This window comes from Rhodanobacter sp. UC4448_H15 (genome assembly GCF_052978265.1).
On the sequence record NZ_CM129665.1, the window covers coordinates 3,662,987 to 3,678,310 of the forward strand.

A 15,324-nucleotide genomic window follows, 5' to 3' on the forward strand; every position below is an offset into this window, starting at 1 on the left:
GGACTGAACTGCGAAGCAGGTCGCGAAGTCGCCAGCGCGGACGGATGGCGGTACGATGGCGGCCTTTGGCTGCAGGGACCGATTCTGCCCGTCCGGGCACGCGCCCGCAGCCTCCCATCTCAAATCGGGGTTTTCTCGCATCATGCCTGCCGTCATCTGCGGATCGCTCGCCTACGACACCATCATGGTGTTCCAGGATCAGTTCAAGAACCACATCCTGCCCGACCAGATGCACATCCTGAACGTGTCGTTCCTGGTGCCGGCCATGCGGCGCGAGTTCGGCGGCTGCGCCGGCAACATCGCCTACAACCTCAAGCTGCTGGGCGGCGACCCGCTGCCGGTGGCAGCGGTGGGCCAGGATTTCGCGCCCTACCGGCAGCACATGCAGGACTGCGGCATCCGGCTCGATGGCGTGCGCGTGTTCGAGGAGCAGTTCACCCCGCAGTGCTTCATCACCACGGACCTGGACAACAACCAGATCACCGCCTTCCACCCCGGCGCGATGTCCAGTGCGCAGGAGAACCACGTCCGCGACATCCCGCAGATCGACTTCGCGATCGTGGCGCCCGATGGCCGCGAGGCGATGCTGCAACACGTCGACGAATTCGCCGCGCGCGGCGTGCCGTTCATCTTCGATCCCGGCCAGGCGATGCCGTTGTTCAACGGCGACGAGTTCCGCTCGATGATCGCCAAATCGACTTACGTGATCGTCAACGACTACGAATCCCAGTTGCTGCAGACTCGCACCGGCTGGAGTGCGGCGGAGATCGCCAGCCATGTCACCGCCTACATCGTGACCCAGGGTCCACGCGGTTCGGTGATCCACGTGGGCGAGGAGAGCCACCACATTCCGCCGGCGCGCGAGCGCGTCATCGTCGATCCGACCGGCTGCGGCGACGCCTACCGGGCCGGCCTGATGTTCGGCATCATGCATGGCAAGGACTGGCCCACCACCGGCCGGATCGCCTCGCTGATGGGTGCGCTGAAGGTCGAGCACCCCGGCACCCAGAACCAGCGTTTCAACTACGCCGAGTTTGCCGCGGAGTTCGCCGACCAGTTCGGATACGCACTGGACTGAGTGGAAGTCAGCTCGCGGGAAAGCCCATCGTGGCCTGCACCGCCGCTTGCCAGCCGCTGTAGAGGCGCTCGCGACGGGATGCCTCCATCGCGGGATCGAAGCGGCGATCCTGCTGCCACAACCGCGCGATCTGCTCGCGGCTGTCCCAGACGCCGACCGCCAGGCCGGCCAGATAGGCGGCGCCCAGCGCGGTGGTTTCGGTAATCCGGGGCCGCAGCAGCGGCACGCCGAGCATGTCGCTCTGGAACTGGGCCAGGAAATCGTTGCCGATGGCGCCGCCGTCGGCGCGCAACTCCTTCAGCGCGATGCCGGCGTCGGCCTCCATCGCGGCCAGCACGTCGCGCGTCTGGTAGGCCATCGACTCCAACGCCGCGCGTATCAGGTGCTCGCGGCTCGTGCCGCGCGACAGGCCGAAGATGGCGCCACGCACGTCGGCGTGCCAGTACGGTGCCCCCAGCCCGGCGAAGGCGGGCACCAGATACACACCTTCGGTGGAATCCACGCTGTCGGCGCAGGCTTGCGATTGCTCGGCCCGGTCCAGCAGGTGCAGGCCGTCGCGCAACCATTGCACCACCGAACCGGCCACGAAGATGCTTCCTTCGAGCGCGTACTCCACCTTGTCGCCCAGCTTCCAGGCCAGCGTGGTCAGCAGGCCATGCTGCGACGGCACCGCGGAGTGGCCGGTGTTCATCAGCATGAAGCAGCCGGTGCCATAGGTATTCTTGGCCATGCCCGGCTCGAAGCATGCCTGGCCGAACAGGGCGGCCTGCTGGTCGCCTGCGATGCCGCAGATCGGCACGTCGCGACCGAAAAAATACTTCGGCTCGATGCGCCCGTAGATCTCGCTGCAGCCGCGCACCTGCGGCAGCATCGAGGCGGGCACGCCGAACAGGGCCAACAGGTCGTCGTCCCAGCATTGCCGATGGATGTCGTACAGCAGCGTGCGCGAGGCATTGGTCACGTCGGTGACGTGGGTGCGACCGCCGGTGAGGTTCCACACCAGCCAGCTGTCGATCGTGCCGAACAGCAGTTCACCGCGCTGCGCCCGTTCGCGCACCCCGCTGACGTGCTCGAACAGCCATTTCAGCTTGGTCGCGGAAAAATAGGCGTCCAGCAGCAGACCGGTACGCTCGCGCACCAGCGCGTCGACGGCCTCGCTGCGCATGGACTCGCACAGTTTCGCCGAATGCCTCGACTGCCACACCAGCGCGTTGTACACCGGCTCGCCGGTAGCACGATCCCAGACCACGGTGGTTTCGCGCTGGTTGGTGATCCCGATACCGGCCACCGCCGACGCCTCGATCCCGGCCTTGTGCATCGCTTCCGTCAGGGTGACCTGGACGCTGGTGAGAATGTCGCGCGGGCGATGCTCGACCCAGCCTGAGCGCGGAAAGATCTGCTCGAACTCGCGCTGTGCCGAAGACACCACGCAACCTTGCGCGTCGAAGACCATCGCGCGTGAACTGGTGGTGCCCTGGTCGATGGCGACGACGAAGTGTGCTTTCCCGCTCATGCCGATTGTGCCTCTGCTCTCTCCGCGGTTGCACCCACCAGCATCGGAACCATCCGCGCCACGTAAGCGTGCACCCGGTGGTGTTCCACCGGACTCAGGCGCAACCCGAGCTTGGTACGGCGCCACAGCACGTCGTCCCCGCTGCGCGCCCATTCCGCGCGGATGAGATAATCCAGTTCGAGCTGGTAGAGGTCGGCGCCGAAGTGCTCACCCAGATCGCCCATGGCGCACGCTTCGCCGAGCAGGGTTTCGGTGCAGGTGCCGTAGTGCCGGAACCAGCGATGCGCGAGCGAGGAAGGCAGCCAGGGCCAACGCTGCGACCAGGCCGCGAGCAGCCGTTCGGCATCGGCAAAATCGCCGCCTGGCAAGGGATCGCCTTGGGCAGTCCATGCCGACCGCTCGGGCCACAAGACTTCAGCCAATTGATCCACCGCTTCCTCGGCAAGTCGCCGGTAGGTGGTGATCTTGCCGCCGAAGACATTCAGCAGCGGGGCGCCCTGTTCGTGGTCCAGCGTGATGCGATAGTCCCGGCTGACCGTGCTGGCGTTGCCATCCTCATCCAGCAGCGGCCGCACGCCGCTGTAACTCCACACGACATCCTTCGGCTGCACCGGCGTGCGGAAGTAGCGATTGACGGCGTCGCACAGGTAGCGAACCTCGCCAGCGTCGATCACGACGTTCGCGGGGTCGGCGGCATAGTCGAGATCGGTGGTGCCCACCAGGGTGTAGTCGTCCTCATAGGGGATCGCGAACACGATGCGTCGATCGGGCTGCTGGAATATGTAAGCGTGGTCGTGTTCGAACAGCCGCGGCAGCACGATGTGGCTGCCCTTCACCAGCCGCACGCGTGGATGCCGATCGCGGCCCAGCACGTCACCCAGGAAGCGCCCGGCCCACGGGCCGCACGCATTGACCAGCACCTTCGCACGGCAGCTGTCCATCTGCCCGTCGGGGCCAAGCAGCTGAGCCTGCCACACGCCATCCTCGACGTGCGCGGAGACGCAGCGCGTGCGCACCCGGACATCGGCCCCGAGCCGGTGCGCATCCATCGCATTGAGCACGACCAGGCGTGCGTCCTGCACCCAGCCATCGGAGTACACGAAACCGCGTGTGTACGTGTTTTTCAACGGCGCGCCGCTGACATGGCTGCGCAGATCCACCGCGCGCGAATCGGCCAGCGTCCGATGGCCGGCACCCAGGCTGTCATACAGCAACAGGCCGAGCCGGATCATCCAGGCCGGGCGCAGGTGCGATTCGTGCGGCAGGACAAACAACAGCGGCCAGGCAATGTGCGGTGCCAGCCGCATGACCACCTCGCGCTCGGCCAGCGCCTTCGCCACCAGCCGGAATTCGTGCTGTTCCAGGTAGCGCAAGCCGCCATGGATCAGCTTGGTGCTTGCACTGGAGGTGTGCCCGGCCAGGTCGTCCTGCTCGCAAAGCGTCACCGAAAGTCCGCGGCCTGCCGCATCACGTGCCATTCCCGCCCCATTGATGCCGCCACCGACGACCAGGATGTTCGTGTCATGCCCCGCCATCATCGCCCTCGCCTGCGCCGAGCCGGCAACCCCACAACACGCTAACACGCCGCCCCTGCAACCAGTCGGCCCGTGTCATGGAACGGCCTTCCCGGCACAGCTTTGCTCCTGTTTTGCCAGGAACGTAGCGGGTTGATCGCGGGATGGGCGGCGCTTGCCACCCGAGCGCAGGCCCACCTCGAGAACGAACTCCCTGGCGGTGACCTGTTGCAGGTTGCGGGCGGCGGTGGCGGCGGCAGAAAAGAAAAACCCCCACCGTTGCCGGTGAGGGTGTTTCGGGATAAAGCCCCTGGCGGTGACCTACTCTTGCATGGCAAAGCCACACTACCATCGGCGCATGCGCGTTTCACTTCTGAGTTCGGGATGGGATCAGGTGGGACCACGCCGCTATGGCCGCCAGGGAAGGGGTGGGAGCAGCGCGCGTGCGCCAGCTCCACGTTTCTGAAGAGACGGCCCTGACGGCCGGCTCTTCCGCGAAAGATCCCTCGAGGTGTTGAAGAGTCCGCCATGGATGGCGAGGTGTTGACTCTTCTTTCCGTGAGAGGGATCTCACGTGAGATAAATCGTAAACGAGTGACAAGCGTCGAGGTGAAATTCAACCGTTTCGAGACAGTGCTCGAGGCGGCTCCTTTGAAGAGTCCGGCCAGGGATGGCCGGTGGCTCCGCAGAGGGACCTGCGTCAAACAAAGCCACTTGGGGTTATATGGTCAAGCCGCACGGCTCATTAGTACAGGTAAGCTCAACGCATTGCTGCGCTTCCACATCCTGCCTATCAACCACCTGGTCTTGATGGTGCCTTCAGGAGAGTCAAGCTCTCGGGAGATCTCATCTTGGGGCGTGCTTCCCGCTTAGATGCTTTCAGCGGTTATCACTTCCGTTCATAGCTACCGGGCAATGCCTCTGGCGAGACAACCCGAACACCAGCGGAACGTCCACTCCGGTCCTCTCGTACTAGGAGCAGCCCCCCTCAAATCTCCAACGCCCACGACAGATAGGGACCGAACTGTCTCACGACGTTCTGAACCCAGCTCGCGTACCACTTTAAATGGCGAACAGCCATACCCTTGGGACCGGCTACAGCCCCAGGATGTGATGAGCCGACATCGAGGTGCCAAACACCGCCGTCGATATGAACTCTTGGGCGGTATCAGCCTGTTATCCCCGGAGTACCTTTTATCCGTTGAGCGATGGCCCTTCCATACAGAACCACCGGATCACTAAGACCTACTTTCGTACCTGCTTGATCCGTCGATCTCGCAGTCAAGCACGCTTATGCCTTTGCACACAGTGCGCGATGTCCGACCGCGCTGAGCGTACCTTCGTGCTCCTCCGTTACTCTTTGGGAGGAGACCGCCCCAGTCAAACTACCCACCATACACGGTCCCTGACCCGGATAACGGGCCGAGGTTAGAACGTCAAGCACTTCAGGGTGGTATTTCAAGGATGGCTCCATGCAAACTGGCGTCTGCACTTCAAAGCCTCCCACCTATCCTACACAGAAGAACTCAACGTTCAGTGTAAAGCTATAGTAAAGGTTCACGGGGTCTTTCCGTCTTGCCGCGGGAACGCTGCATCTTCACAGCGAATTCAATTTCACTGAGTCTCGGGTGGAGACAGCGCCGCTGTCGTTACGCCATTCGTGCAGGTCGGAACTTACCCGACAAGGAATTTCGCTACCTTAGGACCGTTATAGTTACGGCCGCCGTTTACTGGGGCTTCGATCAAGAGCTTCGCCTTGCGGCTGACCCCATCAATTAACCTTCCAGCACCGGGCAGGCGTCACACCCTATACGTCCACTTTCGTGTTTGCAGAGTGCTGTGTTTTTGATAAACAGTCGCAGCGGCCAGGTTACTGCGACCCATCGGTGCTCAGCTACGCATGTAGCCACACTGATGGGCGCACCTTCTCCCGAAGTTACGGTGCCATTTTGCCTAGTTCCTTCACCCGAGTTCTCTCAAGCGCCTTGGGATTCTCACCCTGCCTACCAGTGTCGGTTTACGGTACGGTTCTTCTACAGCTGAAGCTTAGTGGCTTTTCCTGGAAGCGTAGTATCAGTCACTTCGCCCAAAAGGGCTCGTCATAAGTGCTCGGCATAAAGGATCCCGGATTTGCCAAAGATCCATGCCTACCTCCTTTCCCCGGGACAACCAACGCCCGGTAGACCTAACTTTCTCCGTCCCCACATCGCACTGTAGAAAAGTGCGGGAATATTAACCCGCTTCCCATCGACTACGCATTTCTGCCTCGCCTTAGGGGCCGACTCACCCTGCGCCGATGAACGTTGCGCGAGGAAACCTTGGGCTTTCGGCGGGGGGGCTTTTCACCCCCCTTATCGTTACTCATGTCAGCATTCGCACTTCCGATACCTCCAGCAGACTTTACAATCCACCTTCACAGGCTTACGGAACGCTCCTCTACCGCGCACATTGCTGTGCACCCCGAGCTTCGGTGTCTAGCTTAGCCCCGTTAAATCTTCCGCGCAGACCGACTCGACCAGTGAGCTATTACGCTTTCTTTAAAGGATGGCTGCTTCTAAGCCAACCTCCTGGCTGTCTATGCCTTTCCACATCGTTTTCCACTTAGCTAGAACTTGGGGACCTTAGCTGCGGGTCTGGGTTGTTTCCCTTTTCACGACGGACGTTAGCACCCGCCGTGTGTCTCCCGGATAGTCTGTCCTGGTATTCGGAGTTTGCCATGGTTTGCTAAGTCGCGATGACCCGCTAGCCATAACAGTGCTCTACCCCCAGGAAGATTCGTCCGAGGCGCTACCTAAATAGCTTTCGAGGAGAACCAGCTATCTCCGAGTTTGTTTAGCCTTTCACTCCTATCCTCAGCTCATCCCCATCTATTGCAACAGATGTGGGTTCGGTCCTCCAGTGCGTGTTACCGCACCTTCAACCTGGCCAAGGATAGATCACTCGGTTTCGGGTCTACTGCCTGAGACTATGCGCCCTATTCAGACTCGATTTCTCTTCGCCTCCCCTATACGGTTAAGCTTGCCACAGACAGTAAGTCGCTGACCCATTATACAAAAGGTACGCAGTCACCCTTGCGGGCTTCCACTGCTTGTACGTATACGGTTTCAGGGTCTATTTCACTCCCCTCTCCGGGGTTCTTTTCGCCTTTCCCTCACGGTACTAGTTCGCTATCGGTCAGTCAGGAGTATTTAGCCTTGGAGGATGGTCCCCCCATGTTCAGACAAGGTTTCACGTGCCCCGCCTTACTCAATTTCATATCAAGTGCCCTTTCGTCGACTGGGCTATCACCATCTATGGCCGGCCTTTCCATGCCGTTTGACTAGAACACAAGATACTTTTGGGCTAGTCCGCGTTCGCTCGTCGCTACTGACGGAATCTCGGTTGATTTCTTTTCCTCCGGGTACTTAGATATTTCAGTTCCCCGGGTTCGCCTCGCATGACTATGTATTCATCATGCGATACCGCTTGCGCGGTGGGTTTCCCCATTCGGACATTGCCGGATCAAAGCTTGTTGCCAGCTCCCCGACACTTTTCGCAGGCTGCCACGTCCTTCATCGCCTCTGACTGCCAAGGCATCCACCGTATACGCTTAGTCGCTTGACCATATAACCCCAAGTCGCCTCGGGGCATGCCCCCTCCTCAGGGGCAGCCAAGTTACTTCGTTTCGTGCCTTAACACTTGCCTCGGTTCGGTTCGAACCAAGACGCTTGTCACTCGTTTACGTGTTTTCAAAGAACATCGTGCCGGCCTCAATGCCGGTCGATTTCAAATCTTTTGTGTGCTGATATTTTACGCAGCGACATCCTGGTGGAGCCTATCGGGATCGAACCGATGACCCCCTGCTTGCAAAGCAGGTGCTCTCCCAGCTGAGCTAAGGCCCCGTCGAAGGGATATCCGGATTGTTCCGAACCTCGGAACAATGGTGGGTCTGGGTGGACTCGAACCACCGGCCTCACCCTTATCAGGGGTGCGCTCTAACCACCTGAGCTACAGACCCAGAGATCGAGCCCCAGAACCTACACCAGCCTCTCTCGAACTTCCGTTCGGAGCAGCTTTTGTTGAAGAGTCCGGCCACGGATGGCCGGTCTTGATGTTCGCTCTTCGCAAAAGGGACTTTGCGTAAAATACAGGTGTCTTGTGTGGACGTCTTGCACCGATCGGTGCGACGTGTCGTTCTCGAAAGGAGGTGATCCAGCCGCACCTTCCGATACGGCTACCTTGTTACGACTTCACCCCAGTCATGAACCACTCCGTGGGCGTCGTCCTCCTTGCGGTTAGACTAACGCCTTCTGGAGCAACCCACTCCCATGGTGTGACGGGCGGTGTGTACAAGGCCCGGGAACGTATTCACCGCGGCATAGCTGATCCGCGATTACTAGCGATTCCGACTTCATGGAGTCGAGTTGCAGACTCCAATCCGGACTGGGATCGGCTTTCTGGGATTGGCTCCACCTCGCGGTATTGCAACCCTCTGTACCGACCATTGTAGTACGTGTGTAGCCCTGGCCGTAAGGGCCATGAGGACTTGACGTCATCCCCACCTTCCTCCGGTTTGTCACCGGCAGTCTCCTTAGAGTTCCCGACATTACTCGCTGGCAACTAAGGACAAGGGTTGCGCTCGTTGCGGGACTTAACCCAACATCTCACGACACGAGCTGACGACAGCCATGCAGCACCTGTGTTCCGATTCCCGAAGGCACTCCCGCATCTCTGCAGGATTCCGGACATGTCAAGGCCAGGTAAGGTTCTTCGCGTTGCATCGAATTAAACCACATACTCCACCGCTTGTGCGGGCCCCCGTCAATTCCTTTGAGTTTCAGTCTTGCGACCGTACTCCCCAGGCGGCGAACTTAACGCGTTAGCTTCGACACTGATCTCCGAGTTGAGACCAACATCCAGTTCGCATCGTTTAGGGCGTGGACTACCAGGGTATCTAATCCTGTTTGCTCCCCACGCTTTCGTGCTTCAGCGTCAGTGTTGTCCCAGATGGCCGCCTTCGCCACTGATGTTCCTCCCGATCTCTACGCATTTCACCGCTACACCGGGAATTCCACCATCCTCTGACACACTCTAGCTCGCCAGTATCCATCGCCATTCCCAGGTTGAGCCCGGGGATTTCACGACAGACTTAACGAACCGCCTACGCACCCTTTACGCCCAGTAATTCCGATTAACGCTTGCACCCTTCGTATTACCGCGGCTGCTGGCACGAAGTTAGCCGGTGCTTATTCCTCAGGTACCGTCAGACTGCACACGTATTAAGCATGCAGATTTCGCTCCTGATAAAAGTGCTTTACAACCCGAAGGCCTTCTTCACACACGCGGCATTGCTGGATCAGGCTTGCGCCCATTGTCCAATATTCCCCACTGCTGCCTCCCGTAGGAGTCTGGGCCGTGTCTCAGTCCCAGTGTGGCTGATCATCCTCTCAGACCAGCTAGCGATCGTCGCCTTGGTGGGCCATTACCCCGCCAACTAGCTAATCGCACATCGGTTCGTCCTGCCGCGCGAGGCCTAAAAGGTCCCCCGCTTTCTCCCGTAGGACGTATGCGGTATTAGTCCCGGTTTCCCGAGGTTATCCCCCACGTCAGGGTAGATCCCGATGCATTACTCACCCGTCCGCCACTCGCCACCCAAGGAGCAAGCTCCTCTGTGCTGCCGTTCGACTTGCATGTGTTAGGCATGCCGCCAGCGTTCAATCTGAGCCAGGATCAAACTCTTCACTTAAGTTTTCGATGACCGAAGCCATCTATCTTTCCGAAGCGTATGTTCCCAACCAATCAAAACTCATTACTGACTTTTTACTTGGTGGGACGCTTGCATTGCTTGGACAGGTCACGACCCATCAACGCAAGACGTCCACACAATTCACCTGCGCACACTGTCAAAGATCTTCGCTGCCCGACCGCCTTTCGGTGATCGCCCCGTGACCTTTCGTCCCGGGTGAGCCGCCCATTCTACATCGCTTTCCGAGACCGTCAACACCCTCGATGGAAAAATTTCGACGGTGTTTTGTTGCGGAATCTTCGCCGACAGGGCCTGTCGTCGAAGGGGCGAGCATGATAGCGCCCCGCGGCGTTCGTGGGAAGGGTCTGCGTGCAGTTTCTTCCAGGCAATGGAGCGCCGAGGGCCGTGGAACGGCCTCGCCGCACCATCGCGCAGAGGGTTGGCCTGCATCAGGATCCCGCAGCACCACGCGAAAACAGCGGCCGCGCCGGACAGGTCTCCGGCAACAGCGCCACGGCGCGCGTGGGCGGAGTCGCGAGCGCCGGTTCAGGCAGCAAGCCGACTCGATAGGGGATGAAATCTTCCGGGCGCATGCGTTCGAACGCGTCCCAGTCATCTTCGAAGGGAATGAACCGCAGCATGGGATGCTCCTGATCCGGCGCGCACCATCCGTGCGCGAGTTCATCAGAGCAGTCGGCGCGGCCAGTTCGCCGGCAGGGTCTGGCCGTTTGCGGGCGCAACGCTGCGCTTAGTCGATCTCGATCATCTCGAAGTCGTCCTTGGTCGTGCCGCAATCCGGGCAGGTCCAGGTCTCGGGTACGTCTTCCCAGCGCGTGCCTGCCGGGATGCCCTCGTCGGGGACGCCCTGCGATTCATCGTAGATGTAGCCGCATACGACGCACATCCATTTGCGCGTGGCAGCGGCACCGGGGGAACTCTGGCTCATGGTCGGGCTTCTTCGGATGACTGGGAATAGGACATTCTCGCAACTCGACCGACAATGCGAAAGCACGACAATGATCCGGCCATCTTCACGCCACTCGGAAATCCGCCCATGAAACACCCCACTACGCTCGCACAACGTGGCCTGTACGCGATCACCAACGGACCGCGCCCCGACCTGCTCGACGTGGTGGCACAGGCGCTGGCCGGCGGCGCACGGCTGCTGCAATATCTGGACGAGGAGCCCGGCGATGTGCGCCGCCACGCCGAGGCCACGGCGATCGCGCAATTGTGCCGGCGGCATGCGGTGCCGCTGATCATCCACGAGGACGCGGCGCTGGCGCAGGCCGTCGGTGCCGATGGCGTGCATCTGGCGCACTCGGTCGACACAATCCGCACGGCCCGCGAACGCCTTGGCCCAACCGCCATCATCGGCGTCGCCTGTCGCGACTCGCTCGCCGACGCGCGCAGCGCGGCACAGGCCGGCGCCAGTTACGTATCGTTCGGTGCGATGTATCCGTCGCCGACCAAGCCGCAGGCAACGATCGCCCCGGTGGATCTGCTGAGGCAAAGCGCCGCGCTGGGCGTGGCACGGGTGGCGATCGGCGGCATCACGCCGGACAATGCTGCCTTGCTGATCGAGGCCGGCGCCGATTACGTGGCTTCGATTTCCTCCCTGTTCGCTGCGCCCGACGTGCGCGACGCGGCTCAGCGTTTCGCCCGGCTGTTTCCCTCGCCCAATCCTTGAGAATCCGATGACGACCAACCACGAACTGTTCCAGCGCGCCCTTCCGTTGTTGCCCGGCGGCGTGAATTCGCCGGTGCGCGCATTCAAGTCGGTCGGCGGCGAACCGTTCTTTACCGCCCGCGCCGATGGCGCGTATCTGTGGGATGTCGAAGGGACGCGCTACATCGACTATGTCGGCTCGTGGGGCCCGATGATCGTCGGCCACAACCATCCCGCCGTGCGCGAGGCGGTGGAACGCGCGGTGCGTGACGGCCTTTCCTTCGGCACGCCGTGCGCAGCCGAAGTGGTGATGGCCGAAACGATCACGCGGTTGATCCCGTCGATCGAGATGGTGCGCATGGTCAATTCCGGCACCGAGGCGACCATGTCGGCGATCCGGCTCGCCCGCGGCGCCACCGGCCGCAGCAAGATCGTGAAGTTCGAGGGCTGCTACCACGGCCACGGCGACAGCTTCCTGGTCAAGGCCGGCTCCGGTGCGCTGACCTTCGGCGTGCCGACCTCGCCGGGCGTGCCGAAGGCAAATGCGGATCTCACGCTCACCCTGCCGTACAACGACCTCGCTGCCGCGCAGGCGCTGTTCGCCGAACTGGGCGACGAGATCGCCGGGCTGATCATCGAGCCGGTTGCCGGCAACATGAACTGCATCCCGCCGGTGGACGGCTATCTGCAAGGCCTGCGCGAACTGTGCACACGACATGGTGCCGTGCTGATCTTCGACGAGGTGATGACCGGTTTCCGGGTGGCGCTGGGCGGCGCGCAGGCGCATTACGGCGTCATGCCGGACCTCACCACGTTCGGCAAGATCATCGGCGGCGGCATGCCGGTCGGCGCCTACGGCGGCCGCAGGGACCTGATGGAGCAGATTGCTCCGTCGGGCCCGATCTACCAGGCCGGCACGCTCAGCGGCAATCCGGTGGCGATGGCCGCGGGCCTGGCGATGCTGGAGCTGATCCAGGCGCCCGGCTTCCATGATCGTCTGGCCGCGCGCACGCGTCTGCTCTGCGACGGCCTGCAATCGGTCGCCGACGGCGAGGGCGTGGCGTTCAGCACGAACCGCGTGGGCGGCATGTTCGGCCTGTTCTTCAGCGCCGGGCGAGTGAACAGCTACGCGCAGGCCACGGCCGCCGACGTTGCGCTGTTCAATCGCTTTTTCCACGGCATGCTGAAGCGCGGCGTGTATCTGGCGCCTTCCGCTTTCGAGGCGGGGTTCATGTCCAGCGCACACAGCGACCAGGACATCGCCGATACGCTGGAGGCTGCACGCGGCGCCCTGCGCGACGCGCGCGGCTGATTCACCAGCTGCCGGTGTTGGGCATGGACGCCCACGGTTCGCGCGGCGGCAAGTGGCCTTCCTGCAGCAGTTCGACGGAAACCAGGTCGGGCGAACGCACGAACGCCATGTGGCCGTCGCGCGGCGGGCGATGGATGGTGTAACCCATGTCCAGCAACCGCTGGCAGGTGGCGTAGATGTCCTCCACCCGGAAGGCGAGGTGGCCGAAATTGCGCGCGCTGCCGTAATCCTCGGTGGAACCCCAGTTGTACGTCAGCTCGATTTCCGCCTCGGGGCTGTCCGGCGCAGCCAGGAATACCAGGGTGAACTGGCCCTGGGCGTTTTCCATGCGGCGTACTTCACGCAGACCCAGACCTTCGCAGTAGAAGCGCAGCGAGGCATCGATGTCGCGCACGCGCACCATGGTGTGCAGATATTTCATGGTCCACTCCTGTCTGTCGCGGGTTTCCCGCCTGCGACGAAATCGTTCAACGCGTGGTGCAGGCGGGAAAGGCCTTCGGCCAGTTCCTCGTCGGTGATGGACAACGGCGGCACGAAGCGCAGCACGTCCGCGCCGGCCTGCAACAGCAGCAAGCCGCGAGCCGCGGCGTGGTCGAGGATGTCGCCGGCCCTGCCCTTGTAAGCATCCGCCAGCACGGCACCGATCATCAGGCCACGCCCGCGCACTTCGTCGAACAGTGCCAGTTGCTGGTTGATCCGGGCCAGGCCCGCGCGCAAATCGTTGGCCTGGCGCTCGACGTTGGCAAGGATCGCCGGCGAGGCCAGCTTGGCCAGCGCCACGCGCGCCACCGCGGCGGCCATCGGATTGCCGCCGAAGGTGGTGCCGTGCGACCCGTACTGCATCGTGTCGGCCACTTTCGGTCCCGCCAGCATGGCGCCGATGGGGAAACCGCAGCCCAGGGCCTTGGCCAGGGTGACGACGTCCGGCTTGACCTGGCCATGCGCGAACAGCTCGCCGGTGCGGCCCATGCCGCACTGGATTTCGTCCAGCACGAGCAAGGCGTCGTGCTCGTCGCACAGCTCGCGCACGCGTTCGAGGAAACCCGGCGCCGCCGGCACCACACCGCCTTCGCCCTGGATGGGCTCCAGCATCACGGCGGCAATGCCGCCGGCCTCGAAGGCCAGTTCCAGCGCTGCCGCGTCGTTGTAGTCGAGGTAGCGAAAGCCGGCAGGCAGCGGCTCGTATCCGGCCTGGTATTTCGGCTGCGCCGTCGCGGTCACCGTGGCCAGCGTGCGACCGTGGAAGGAACCCTTGAAGGTGACGATGATGCGTCGCTCCGCCGGGCGCCCCTGCGCGGCCGCCCAGCGGCGCACCAGCTTGATCGCCGCCTCGTTCGCCTCCGCACCGGAGTTGCACAGGAATACGCGCTCGGCGAAACCCGAAGCCACGACCAGTTCCTCGGCCAGGCGCAGCGGCGGCTCGGTGTAGAACACGTTGCTGGCGTGCCACAGCTTGTGCGCCTGAGTGGCCAGCGCAGCGAGCAGATCCGGGTCCTGGTGTCCCAGCGAGTTCACCGCGATGCCGGCGCCGAAGTCGATGTAGTCGCGGCCCTGCGTGTCCCACACGCGCGACCCGCGACCGTGATCGAGCACCAGCTCGCGCGGCTTGTAGACCGGCAGCCAGTAACGCTTGCCGAGGTCCAGCAGTTCCTGTTCGGGCGAGCTCATGAGCGCTCCAGGAACAGGTCCGGCAACAACTCGGCGCCGGGCTCGACGGCGTACTGGTCGAAATCGGTCACGCCGGTTTCGCGCAGCACTTCGTCGTCGATCGCGAAATGGCCGGTGTAGTCGCGGGCCGGCCGGGTCAGGATGGCGTGGGCGGCATCGGCCACGATCTCCGGACGGCGGCACTGCCCGGCGGTGACGCCGTCGATCATCGCAATCGCGGCGGTGGCGATTACCGTGCGCGGCCACAGCGCGTTGACCGCGATGCCGAGCGGGGCGAACTCGGCGCTCATGCCCAGCACGCACAGGCTCATGCCCATCTTGGCGATGGTGTAGGCGACATGCGGGGCGAACCATTTCGGATCGAGGCTGGGCGGCGGCGACAGCATCAGCACATGCGGGTTGGTCGCTTTCTTCAGGTACGGCAGGCAGGCCTGGGTGACCAGGAAGGTGCCGCGGGTGTTGACCTGGTGCATCAGGTCGAAGCGCTTCATCGGCGTGCCTTCGGTGCCGGCCAGCCAGATCGCGCTGGCGTTGTTGACCACGATGTCGATGCCGCCGAAATGCTCCGCCGCCCGCGCCGCCGCGGCGACCACCTCGGCCTCCTCGCGGATGTCCACCTGCAGCGCCAGCGCACGACCGCCCGCCGCTTCGATGTCGGCCGCAGCGGTGTGGATGGTGCCGGGCAGCTTGGGATTGGGCACCGCGCTCTTGGCCGCGATCACGATGTTGGCGCCGTCGCGTGCGGCCCGGCGCGCAATCGCCAGGCCGATGCCGCGCGAGGCGCCGGTGATGAACAAGGTCTTGCCAGCGAGCGAACTCATGCGAATCGACTCCGTGGGATGAAC

General features: G+C 62.6%; 11 protein-coding genes, 2 tRNA genes and 3 rRNA genes. 4 read left to right on the top strand and 12 right to left on the bottom strand.

Annotated elements, in window-relative coordinates; translation table 11 throughout:
* The first annotated feature begins 142 nt into the window (after positions 1 to 142).
* Positions 143 to 1,078 carry a carbohydrate kinase family protein gene (locus tag ACVCMI_RS16790; RefSeq protein WP_395120254.1) on the top strand — a complete coding sequence of 312 codons (936 nt, stop codon included), beginning with the start codon at positions 143 to 145 and terminating at the stop codon, positions 1,076 to 1,078.
* 7 nt (positions 1,079 to 1,085) lie between these two features.
* Here the strand turns inward: ACVCMI_RS16790 and glpK are convergent, their stop codons facing one another.
* The 7 genes from glpK to ACVCMI_RS16825 all read right to left on the bottom strand — a co-directional run bounded on the left by glpK (position 1,086) and on the right by ACVCMI_RS16825 (position 9,830).
* Positions 1,086 to 2,591, bottom strand: a complete 1,506-nt coding sequence (glpK, locus tag ACVCMI_RS16795) for a glycerol kinase GlpK (RefSeq protein WP_447098021.1) — start codon at positions 2,589 to 2,591, stop codon at positions 1,086 to 1,088.
* Entirely contained in the window at positions 2,588 to 4,126 is a 1,539-nt protein-coding gene (gene glpD, locus ACVCMI_RS16800) for a glycerol-3-phosphate dehydrogenase (protein ID WP_447099521.1), read from the bottom strand. The genes glpK and glpD overlap by 4 nt, the downstream gene beginning before the upstream one ends.
* Before the next feature lie 287 nt (positions 4,127 to 4,413).
* A 5S ribosomal RNA gene (rrf, locus tag ACVCMI_RS16805) occupies positions 4,414 to 4,527 on the bottom strand.
* Positions 4,528 to 4,829: 302 nt separating this feature from the next.
* Positions 4,830 to 7,708, bottom strand: a 23S ribosomal RNA gene (locus ACVCMI_RS16810).
* A gap of 202 nt (positions 7,709 to 7,910) precedes the next feature.
* A tRNA-Ala gene (locus ACVCMI_RS16815) sits at positions 7,911 to 7,986 on the bottom strand.
* Between the two features lie 39 nt (positions 7,987 to 8,025).
* A tRNA-Ile gene (locus tag ACVCMI_RS16820) sits at positions 8,026 to 8,102 on the bottom strand.
* 182 nt (positions 8,103 to 8,284) lie between these two features.
* A 16S ribosomal RNA gene (locus tag ACVCMI_RS16825) occupies positions 8,285 to 9,830 on the bottom strand.
* The 16S, 23S and 5S rRNA genes sit together here with 2 tRNA genes alongside, the layout of an rRNA operon.
* Positions 9,831 to 9,838: 8 nt before the next feature.
* Between ACVCMI_RS16825 and ACVCMI_RS16830 the strand changes: the two genes are divergently transcribed.
* On the top strand, positions 9,839 to 10,033 hold the full coding sequence (locus ACVCMI_RS16830) for a hypothetical protein (RefSeq protein WP_395120256.1): 195 nt from the start codon (positions 9,839 to 9,841) through the stop codon (positions 10,031 to 10,033).
* Positions 10,034 to 10,279: 246 nt separating this feature from the next.
* On the opposite strand, the gene ACVCMI_RS16835 is transcribed toward ACVCMI_RS16830, so the two are convergent.
* Together ACVCMI_RS16835 and ACVCMI_RS16840 are read right to left on the bottom strand one after the other, a co-directional pair.
* On the bottom strand, positions 10,280 to 10,471 hold the full coding sequence (locus ACVCMI_RS16835; RefSeq protein ID WP_447098020.1) for a hypothetical protein: 192 nt from the start codon (positions 10,469 to 10,471) through the stop codon (positions 10,280 to 10,282).
* 107 nt (positions 10,472 to 10,578) lie between these two features.
* The gene (locus tag ACVCMI_RS16840) at positions 10,579 to 10,776 is read right to left on the bottom strand and encodes a rubredoxin (RefSeq protein ID WP_395120258.1); all 198 of its coding nucleotides are present in this window, start codon (positions 10,774 to 10,776) and stop codon (positions 10,579 to 10,581) included.
* A gap of 108 nt (positions 10,777 to 10,884) precedes the next feature.
* Here ACVCMI_RS16840 and thiE point away from each other — a divergent pair, with 108 nt between their 5' ends.
* Positions 10,885 to 11,520, top strand: coding sequence for a thiamine phosphate synthase (gene thiE / locus ACVCMI_RS16845; RefSeq protein ID WP_447098019.1), 636 nt, complete (start codon positions 10,885 to 10,887; stop codon positions 11,518 to 11,520).
* A 7-nt stretch (positions 11,521 to 11,527) separates the two neighbouring features.
* Positions 11,528 to 12,811 carry a glutamate-1-semialdehyde 2,1-aminomutase gene (gene hemL, locus ACVCMI_RS16850; protein ID WP_447098018.1) on the top strand — a complete coding sequence of 428 codons (1,284 nt, stop codon included), beginning with the start codon at positions 11,528 to 11,530 and terminating at the stop codon, positions 12,809 to 12,811.
* Between the two features lies 1 nt (position 12,812).
* On the opposite strand, the gene ACVCMI_RS16855 is transcribed toward hemL, so the two are convergent.
* From ACVCMI_RS16855 to ACVCMI_RS16865, 3 genes are read right to left on the bottom strand one after another with little or no spacing between them, the layout of a single operon-like run.
* The gene (locus tag ACVCMI_RS16855; RefSeq protein WP_447098017.1) at positions 12,813 to 13,232 is read right to left on the bottom strand and encodes a VOC family protein; all 420 of its coding nucleotides are present in this window, start codon (positions 13,230 to 13,232) and stop codon (positions 12,813 to 12,815) included.
* On the bottom strand, positions 13,229 to 14,479 hold the full coding sequence (locus ACVCMI_RS16860; RefSeq protein WP_447098016.1) for an acetylornithine/succinylornithine family transaminase: 1,251 nt from the start codon (positions 14,477 to 14,479) through the stop codon (positions 13,229 to 13,231). The genes ACVCMI_RS16855 and ACVCMI_RS16860 overlap by 4 nt, the downstream gene beginning before the upstream one ends.
* Positions 14,476 to 15,300: an SDR family oxidoreductase gene (locus tag ACVCMI_RS16865; protein WP_447098015.1), complete on the bottom strand. Its 825-nt coding sequence runs from the start codon at positions 15,298 to 15,300 to the stop codon at positions 14,476 to 14,478. The genes ACVCMI_RS16860 and ACVCMI_RS16865 overlap by 4 nt, the downstream gene beginning before the upstream one ends.
* Positions 15,301 to 15,324: the final 24 nt, after the last annotated feature.

Excerpts from the sequence above, each read along its gene's own strand:
- glpK (WP_447098021.1), bottom strand. The coding sequence starts at position 2,591 with ATGAGCGGGAAAGCACACTTCGTCGTCGCCATCGACCAGGGCACCACC.
- ACVCMI_RS16790 (WP_395120254.1), top strand. The coding sequence starts at position 143 with ATGCCTGCCGTCATCTGCGGATCGCTCGCCTACGACACCATCATGGTG.
- ACVCMI_RS16835 (WP_447098020.1), bottom strand. The coding sequence starts at position 10,471 with ATGCTGCGGTTCATTCCCTTCGAAGATGACTGGGACGCGTTCGAACGC.
- ACVCMI_RS16855 (WP_447098017.1), bottom strand. The coding sequence starts at position 13,232 with ATGAAATATCTGCACACCATGGTGCGCGTGCGCGACATCGATGCCTCG.
- ACVCMI_RS16830 (WP_395120256.1), top strand. The coding sequence starts at position 9,839 with ATGACCGAAGCCATCTATCTTTCCGAAGCGTATGTTCCCAACCAATCA.
- ACVCMI_RS16860 (WP_447098016.1), bottom strand. The coding sequence starts at position 14,479 with ATGAGCTCGCCCGAACAGGAACTGCTGGACCTCGGCAAGCGTTACTGG.
- ACVCMI_RS16840 (WP_395120258.1), bottom strand. The coding sequence starts at position 10,776 with ATGAGCCAGAGTTCCCCCGGTGCCGCTGCCACGCGCAAATGGATGTGC.
- glpD (WP_447099521.1), bottom strand. The coding sequence starts at position 4,126 with ATGGCGGGGCATGACACGAACATCCTGGTCGTCGGTGGCGGCATCAAT.
- ACVCMI_RS16865 (WP_447098015.1), bottom strand. The coding sequence starts at position 15,300 with ATGAGTTCGCTCGCTGGCAAGACCTTGTTCATCACCGGCGCCTCGCGC.
- thiE (WP_447098019.1), top strand. The coding sequence starts at position 10,885 with ATGAAACACCCCACTACGCTCGCACAACGTGGCCTGTACGCGATCACC.
- hemL (WP_447098018.1), top strand. The coding sequence starts at position 11,528 with ATGACGACCAACCACGAACTGTTCCAGCGCGCCCTTCCGTTGTTGCCC.